The organism is Sphaerospermopsis aphanizomenoides BCCUSP55 (assembly GCF_001586785.1).
Classification (GTDB): domain Bacteria; phylum Cyanobacteriota; class Cyanobacteriia; order Cyanobacteriales; family Nostocaceae; genus Sphaerospermopsis_A; species Sphaerospermopsis_A aphanizomenoides_A.
On the sequence record NZ_LUFH02000170.1, the window covers coordinates 1 to 6,924 of the forward strand.

Genomic DNA, 6,924 nt, shown 5'->3' on the forward strand with positions numbered 1-6,924 from the left:
GTGCAGAGGTGCAGGGGAAAAATTACTTCTTTCTTATTCTTCCTGAACTACTGAACTCCTGAACTACTGAACTCCTATTCCCTATTCCCTCTTAACTGTCACCTGTCACCTGTCACCTTCCTCCTCAATTGTAAAGATATTGTCAGAGTAATGAGACAACTGATAATTATTGATAAATTCTTTGCTAATTGGCTGCTCTTAGCAGTCCATAATTTTAATGAGCCAGATATGTCAGGGATAAACAATAAGCGATGGCAATGGCAAGAAATGAATCTGTAGCGCGGATGGTAATGTTCCTCTGTTTTGGCACAGCAATTTTGTCTTTGGCTGTCCATTGGCATACTATGAAAACAACAGGGCAGCTAAATCAATCAGCATTCACGACATTGAGGAAAAATCCCACCAACCGCACTGACTCTGGTAAAAATCCATCGGAAGGCATTGGCATTGGGGAAGTAGCTTTGGCCGAACCTCCATCAGCAGCAAATTCCTCTGCGACCAAACCTAAGACGAGATTAGTACAAGGAAACCAAAATCCAGATGCTACTGCGGACACACCCAAGGAGACAAAGTTAGCAGTTCCAGAAACAGGAGATAATCAAAAAGAGAATAATAGTCCCAAGGGCTTTTTCTTTCCAGGGATAGCCCAAGCTAAATCAGTGCAGGGACTAGAAGTGAATCGGACACAGGTGGTAGTTGATTTAAGCGATCGCCGCGTCTATGTTTACCGCTATGATGAAGTGATAGCCAGTTATCCAATTGCTGTAGGCAAGAAGGGTTGGGAAACGCCAACAGGTGATTTTCAAGTCATTCATAAGCAACATGATCCAATTTGGAAGCATCCGATTACTGGAGAAATATTTGCAGCAGGTACGGATAGTCCTTTAGGAGATAGATGGATTGGGTTTTGGTCAGATGGAAGAAACGAAATTGGCTTTCATGGAACACCTAATACTGATTTAATAGGAGCAGCAGTGTCTCATGGTTGCTTAAGAATGCGTAACTCTGATGTGCGAATGTTGTATGAACAAGTAAAATTAGGTACATCAGTGTTAGTAAGAAATTAGTGCAGCACGTAAGTTGCTAGTTAGGGCTTGCTGAATAAATGTAAAACATAGATAAATCAAGGTATACAGGGGGATAAAATCCGAATAAAGTGTAAGGAAAAAAGGATGATGGCATCAAAAGCCGACCACTTTTCCAAGCTCGATACTACTCCTAACTGCTTCTAAATTCTCCTGAACTCCTGAACTCCTAGCCCATGACTCACGTCACGCTGCGCGAACACCGATAACTTTTTCAGCAAACCCTAGTTAGGAGTATGGCTTACGCCAAGCTCCTCTATCAGAAGAATCAGAAAAATTGATTTCTCTCCTGCTCCTCTATTCCCTTGATTAAGATTGAGATTTTTGCTCAAAACTAGGCGCGTAAACTTGGAGTAAGGTACTAACTTGGCTGAGGATTTCATTGCCAGTGTTTTTGCCTAAAGCTTGACGTTCTGGGAAGAAATCAGGTTTATCTAAATAACGAGCAATTGCCTCTGCTACCTGCTGAGAAATCAGAACCTGAAGTTCTGTTTTAGCGCGTTGACGTTGGTAATTCGCTCCTTCTTCTGTTGTCGCATACAGGGGTGGCAGACGATTGAGAGCGTAAGCGGTGATATCTCCCACATCCAGGGAGCTTTCAGAAGTGGCTTCAATTTCTGCAACTTTGGCGATTACCTCTGTGAGTACCAATTCCTCCATCACGTTAATAAATTGTTTGCGAGGTACTGCTACTACTTCACCAGTCAACAATGAACCCATGAGTCGGTCTAGAGCCATGTACTCCTCAATGGAAAGATCAGAGGCGTTATCACAAATGCGCCCCACTTCTGCTTCCATCGCTGGTGTGAGATAACCATCTTGAAGGGCTTGTTCGACAATTTTTTCAATACTCATAATTCTCACAATTAAATTTAAACAATAGAGGTAATATTATCTCCGTTTGAATACTTATCATATCTTTTAGGGCTGGTAATTGGTAATTGAGAAAAATCAATTAACAACCAGCCCAACGATATCATACAGCAGCACTCAGCACTCGGTACTCTCTACTCAGCACTCGATACTCAGCACTCGGTACTCGAATTAATCAACTACCTTAGTTTGCCAAGATTTGGGATCAATAGATTGCCCATTGACGTATAAACCCCAGTGTAGGTGTGGGCCTGTAGAAGCACCTGTTGAACCTACGCCACCAATGAGTTGTCCGGCTTTGACAATATCGCCTTCTTTGACATTAATGCGGCTGAGGTGCATGAAGATGCTTGTTACTCCTTGACCGTGGTCGATGCCAACTACGTTACCATGAACTCGGAAACCTTGGGAGACTGTACCTACTAAAGCTACCCTCCCAGCTGCTGGAGCAACGACAGGTGAACCAGTTCCACCAGCGTAGTCAACGCCACGATGGTAGTAATCATTGGCAAATTTACCATTATAGTAGCGACGTACACCATAGCCTGTGGACATTCTGGCTTTATTGGGTTTGAGGAAAACACCGTTCCAATATTTTTCTGGTGTCTGTAGGGCTTTAAATTCTTTTACCCGCTGGAGTTCATATTCTGTGGCTTCTACTCCGGCTTTTCCGGGTGGTAAGGTGATGCGTTGGACGGGAAATTTGCGATCGCCTACTTGAACTGCTAGATTTTTTTCTTGTCCATCTCCAGCTACTGTCACTTTTCTGACTCCAGCTTTTTCTAGTGGAGTGGTAGGAATAAAAGCACGATATCTCTGGGGAGAAATTTTAAAGGCTGGATATGTTTTCTCTCCCACTGCTACTGTGGGAACACTAGGATTTTCTTGGCTATCTACATCAATTAAGACTGATATTGTATCTCCCAGTTTCGGAGCAGTTGGTGTTATCTGTACTTCTAAAGCGTCTGCGGGTAATGCTAAAGCAATAGGGACAGCTGCAACCATTCCCATGAATATTCTGTTTGCGCGGTTGATGATACCAACACACTGAAACTTATTCTGCGGATTAATAGCTTGAGCTTTGTTAGTCATGAGGTTATGAAAAAATCTATTGCTGCTGTTTCTCAACAGACTAATTTATAACCTTTGGTGTTTCCACTTCCACAAAAAAAATAGTCATGATGCTAATTCAGTGATATTAGTGACAAATTTACGTAAAGTTTCACTGAAATAAACAACTTTAATTTCTTGCTTTTTTGATTTCTCCTTCTTCTTTTTCGTCAATTCCCAACTCCTGACGTAGTTCGTTGATACTTTGGGGTTTTAAAGTTCTGGCTTTTGCTCTTTCTAAAGCTGTTAAAAGACGCGCTGCATTGTTGGGTGAGCGTAATAAATAAGTTGTTTCTAATAAACTTTCTAAATTCATCAGCAGCAATTAAGGCGACATTTTCACCTTCTGGTCGGGTCATAATCATTATTTCTCTATCTGCAACTACTTGAGCGCAGATGTTATATAGGTTATTACGAGCATCGGTTAAGTTTGCTGGGTTGGGAATTGTGGAATTTTTACTCATGCTGTAACTGATATTTTTTAATCTAATTAGTTAAGCATAGATAGCACGTAAAAATTCTAATTCATTGATATCTGTGACAACTTTACCTAATGACTCGCTAAAATAAACAACTTCATAATTAGGTGCAAGTTCCTTTTGCAGTTGTTTCCATAAACTAATTCCTTCTAATTCAAAAGCTGCTTCTTCTTCTGGACTCAATTCTGGTGAATTAGCGGGGTCTTGCCAATTTAATGTGGCATTATAATCAGTCGCCCATTTTCTCAAATGGTTAATGGTTTCTTGACTGAGGGGCAATCTTGCTGGATCGATGTTACCCACTTTATCAGCATCTGCCCACCATAAAGGATCGCATCCATAATCAGCCATCAGTTTTATCTTTATTGCCATAGCTACTCAGGTGGAATCATGGTAAGGAGGCGGGATTAGCCCCAACTATATAACCATTATCGCCTATCGTCACTGCTATGTACTGCTTTTTTCCATTAAAAGTTACTTCATAAATTTCTCTAGGAAGTTCTGTTGTTCCTTGATAACCAAGAAGCGTTCCACTGGTTACAGCAGCCATGACAGCATCGGGGATTTCATCTTCGGAAATTCCGCGTCTAGCAAAGTCATCTCGATGTTCTTTTAAAATGTGTACAAGTCCACTTCCTCTTTTACCAGCTTTTCCCTCTTCTAAAAAGACGATTTTACCATCTGCTTGTTTAGCAATACGTACAATTTTGTCAGGAGTATGCTTGATGCCAAGTTGTGCGAGTTCGGAAATTAATGCTGATTTTTCAAAATTATTCATTTTGTTTTCCTTATATAAGTCTCTTTATCTCAACGTAGTTCCAAAAAATAATTTATCCAAATTTGCGGTGCGGGCATCTTGCCCGCTTTTTGAATGGACGGGCTAAAAGCCCATCCCACAAGACAAAATTAGATATTTTTTTATTTGGTAGTCCCTAAGATCCAACCTAACGACTATGCCAGGATAAACAAAATAAAATTAACTTTTCAGGGGGGTAAAGTTTACGAATAAAAATAGGGCATCTTCAATAGATGCCCTGTCAAAGTTAGCTAACCCCCAAAACCTACGCCCCTACAGCCTCCTTAGCCGCATACAACACCTCAGCCGAAATATCCTTAACTCCCCGTTCACGGGCAAACTTTTCCGTATTTCGCTTCACTTTCCCCCGCACAAAACCAGGAATTTTATTCAATTCTGCTAAACCATCTTTTGTCCAATTCAAATCAGATTCGGCAGATATTCCTTTGGTAATTACTTCTTTTGTATCGTGTCCACCAAAGATTTCTAACAGGTGATCTTCCATTCCCAAAGTGAAGGAATTGTAGATTAAATCTGTGATTTGATTTGTACCTTCATAACCCATAAATGGTTTGTAACCAATGGGGAAATTCTGCACGTGAATAGGTGCTGCAATGACACCGCAGGGAATGTCTAAACGTTTACCTACGTGACGTTCCATCTGTGTACCGAAAATTGCAGAAGGTTCAACACGAGCGATCGCATCTCCAATAGCACCATGATCTTCTGTAATTAATACCTCATCGCAATACTCACTCACCTGTTCTTTAAACCAGTCAGCATCATATTTGCAATAAGTACCAGCCCAAACTACATGAATTCCCATTTCCCGTGACAGAATTTTAGTCATGGCCGCAGCATGGGTGCTGTCACCAAAAACCACTGCTTTTTTACCTGTTAAATTCTGACAGTCAATAGAACGAGAAAACCAAGCCGCTTGAGATACATACAAAGTTTGTTCGTTGATAAATTCCTCATAATCAACATTCGCACCTTTTATATTGAGCGAAGTCGAAATATGTTCATTAATCACCTGCTGAATCTTGCGAATACATCTAGCCGTTTCCACCACACCCATCGGCGTAATATCTATGAATGGTGTACCAAATTCTGCTTGTAAATAATTAGCAGTCATTAAACCCAATTCCCGATAAGGAACTAAGTTAAACCAAGCTTTTGGTAAATTCTTCAATTCATGAACTGAAGCACCTTCAGGAATTACAGCATTAACTTCAATTCCCAAATCAGCCATTAATTTTTTCAGTTCTGTACAATCATGGTTATTGTGAAAACCTAGTGTAGAAATCCCAATGATATTAACTGATGGTTTTTCAGTTTTTGTTGTTGGTAATTCCCCTTTTTTCCGCGCTTTCTCAATATAGTATTGTACGATTTGATGCAAAGTTCGGTCTGCTGCTTGCAGTTCATTCACACGATAATGGTTGACATCAGCTAACAGCACATCACCCTTAGCATCCATTTGCGCCCTATCTACAAAGTTTTGTAAATCTTCTTGCAAAATACTCGATGTGCAAGTAGGAGTTAAAACAATCAAATCAGGGTGTTCTTCTGCATCCTTGCGCGTGATGTTTTCTACCACTTTTTCTTGAGAACCACGCGCTAAAACATGACGATCTACAATACTGGCTGTAACTGGAGTAAAATCACGTTCCCTGGATAACATCGAACGCATGACGTTAAAGTAGTCATCACCTAAAGGAGCGTGCATGATGGCGTGAACATTTTTAAAAGAACTAGCTACCCGCAAAGTGCCAATATGGGCTGGTCCTGCATACATCCAGTAAGCCAATTTCATCTGGTCATCTCCCTTTGCAAATTAAATAACTATAAGTGCTTGATAATTAAATCGTTTCTGATTGTCTCAAATATAGGAGTGAACAAGAAATAGGAATATTTGCTATTTACATTTATTAATAATTGCTAGAAGTCAGTTCTGATTTGAATTATAGCGATTGATTAACTAAAAAAACTGGTAATTTCTGCAAATAAATCTTAATTATTAGCAAAAGAATTTTATCAATTTTTATAGATATGTTAACCATAGAAAAATTATAGAAATTTTCAATTATCTGAAATAAGTCTTCAATGGATTGGGTTGAAATCATGTTATTTATGCTGCACTAAGTAAAAACAATGGTAGGATGAGTATAGTTGCTTTAGTGCTATTTATGACTAAACCTAATTCATCAAGGGTGAATAACCAAACACCAAAAAAAACCATTTTGCCTGTTTGGTTTCCATATCCTAGTTCTTGGTTAAAAGCCATTATTCTGGCCTTATGCTTAAGAATCGTTGCTTTTGTATTTACAAATACGGGAAAATTGGGCTATAAAATTGCATCTTTTACTAATAGTCCAGAATTATTTATTATTTTTGCAATCTTGGCAATTATATCGCCTATTTTCGTTATTGCTTTTACTCATCACATATTTCATATATTTATCAGTAAATATTTTCCTAAATTACAAGCACCGGAGATAGGAAAACCCAAGGGATATATACCAGGAATAGTAAGTATTTGGGAAGGTTTATATGCTTGGATGACTATTTTATTATCAAC

7 protein-coding genes and 1 pseudogene are annotated in these 6,924 nt (G+C 39.4%); 2 read left to right on the top strand and 6 right to left on the bottom strand.

What is annotated here, in order from left to right:
- The first annotated feature begins 251 nt into the window (after positions 1-251).
- Positions 252-1,067: a L,D-transpeptidase gene (locus tag A0J48_RS25475; RefSeq protein ID WP_200327367.1), complete on the top strand. Its 816-nt coding sequence runs from the start codon at positions 252-254 to the stop codon at positions 1,065-1,067.
- 327 nt (positions 1,068-1,394) lie between these two features.
- On the opposite strand, the gene A0J48_RS25480 is transcribed toward A0J48_RS25475, so the two are convergent.
- The 6 genes from A0J48_RS25480 to bchB all read right to left on the bottom strand — a co-directional run bounded on the left by A0J48_RS25480 (position 1,395) and on the right by bchB (position 6,159).
- Positions 1,395-1,940 carry a late competence development ComFB family protein gene (locus A0J48_RS25480; RefSeq protein ID WP_200327368.1) on the bottom strand — a complete coding sequence of 182 codons (546 nt, stop codon included), beginning with the start codon at positions 1,938-1,940 and terminating at the stop codon, positions 1,395-1,397.
- A gap of 189 nt (positions 1,941-2,129) precedes the next feature.
- Positions 2,130-3,050, bottom strand: coding sequence for a M23 family metallopeptidase (locus A0J48_RS25485; RefSeq protein ID WP_200327369.1), 921 nt, complete (start codon positions 3,048-3,050; stop codon positions 2,130-2,132).
- Positions 3,051-3,198: 148 nt separating this feature from the next.
- Positions 3,199-3,384, bottom strand: coding sequence for a hypothetical protein (locus tag A0J48_RS27675; protein WP_325079154.1), 186 nt, complete (start codon positions 3,382-3,384; stop codon positions 3,199-3,201).
- Between the two features lie 178 nt (positions 3,385-3,562).
- Positions 3,563-3,919, bottom strand: a complete 357-nt coding sequence (locus tag A0J48_RS25495) for a hypothetical protein (RefSeq protein WP_200327370.1) — start codon at positions 3,917-3,919, stop codon at positions 3,563-3,565.
- Between the two features lie 16 nt (positions 3,920-3,935).
- The gene (locus A0J48_RS25500; protein ID WP_200327371.1) at positions 3,936-4,325 is read right to left on the bottom strand and encodes a hypothetical protein; all 390 of its coding nucleotides are present in this window, start codon (positions 4,323-4,325) and stop codon (positions 3,936-3,938) included.
- 283 nt (positions 4,326-4,608) lie between these two features.
- Complete coding sequence (bchB, locus tag A0J48_RS25505; RefSeq protein WP_200327372.1) at positions 4,609-6,159, bottom strand: ferredoxin:protochlorophyllide reductase (ATP-dependent) subunit B; 1,551 nt, start codon at positions 6,157-6,159, stop codon at positions 4,609-4,611.
- Positions 6,160-6,532: 373 nt separating this feature from the next.
- Between bchB and A0J48_RS25510 the strand changes: the two are divergent.
- Positions 6,533-6,924: pseudogene (locus tag A0J48_RS25510) on the top strand (hypothetical protein); the annotation flags it as partial.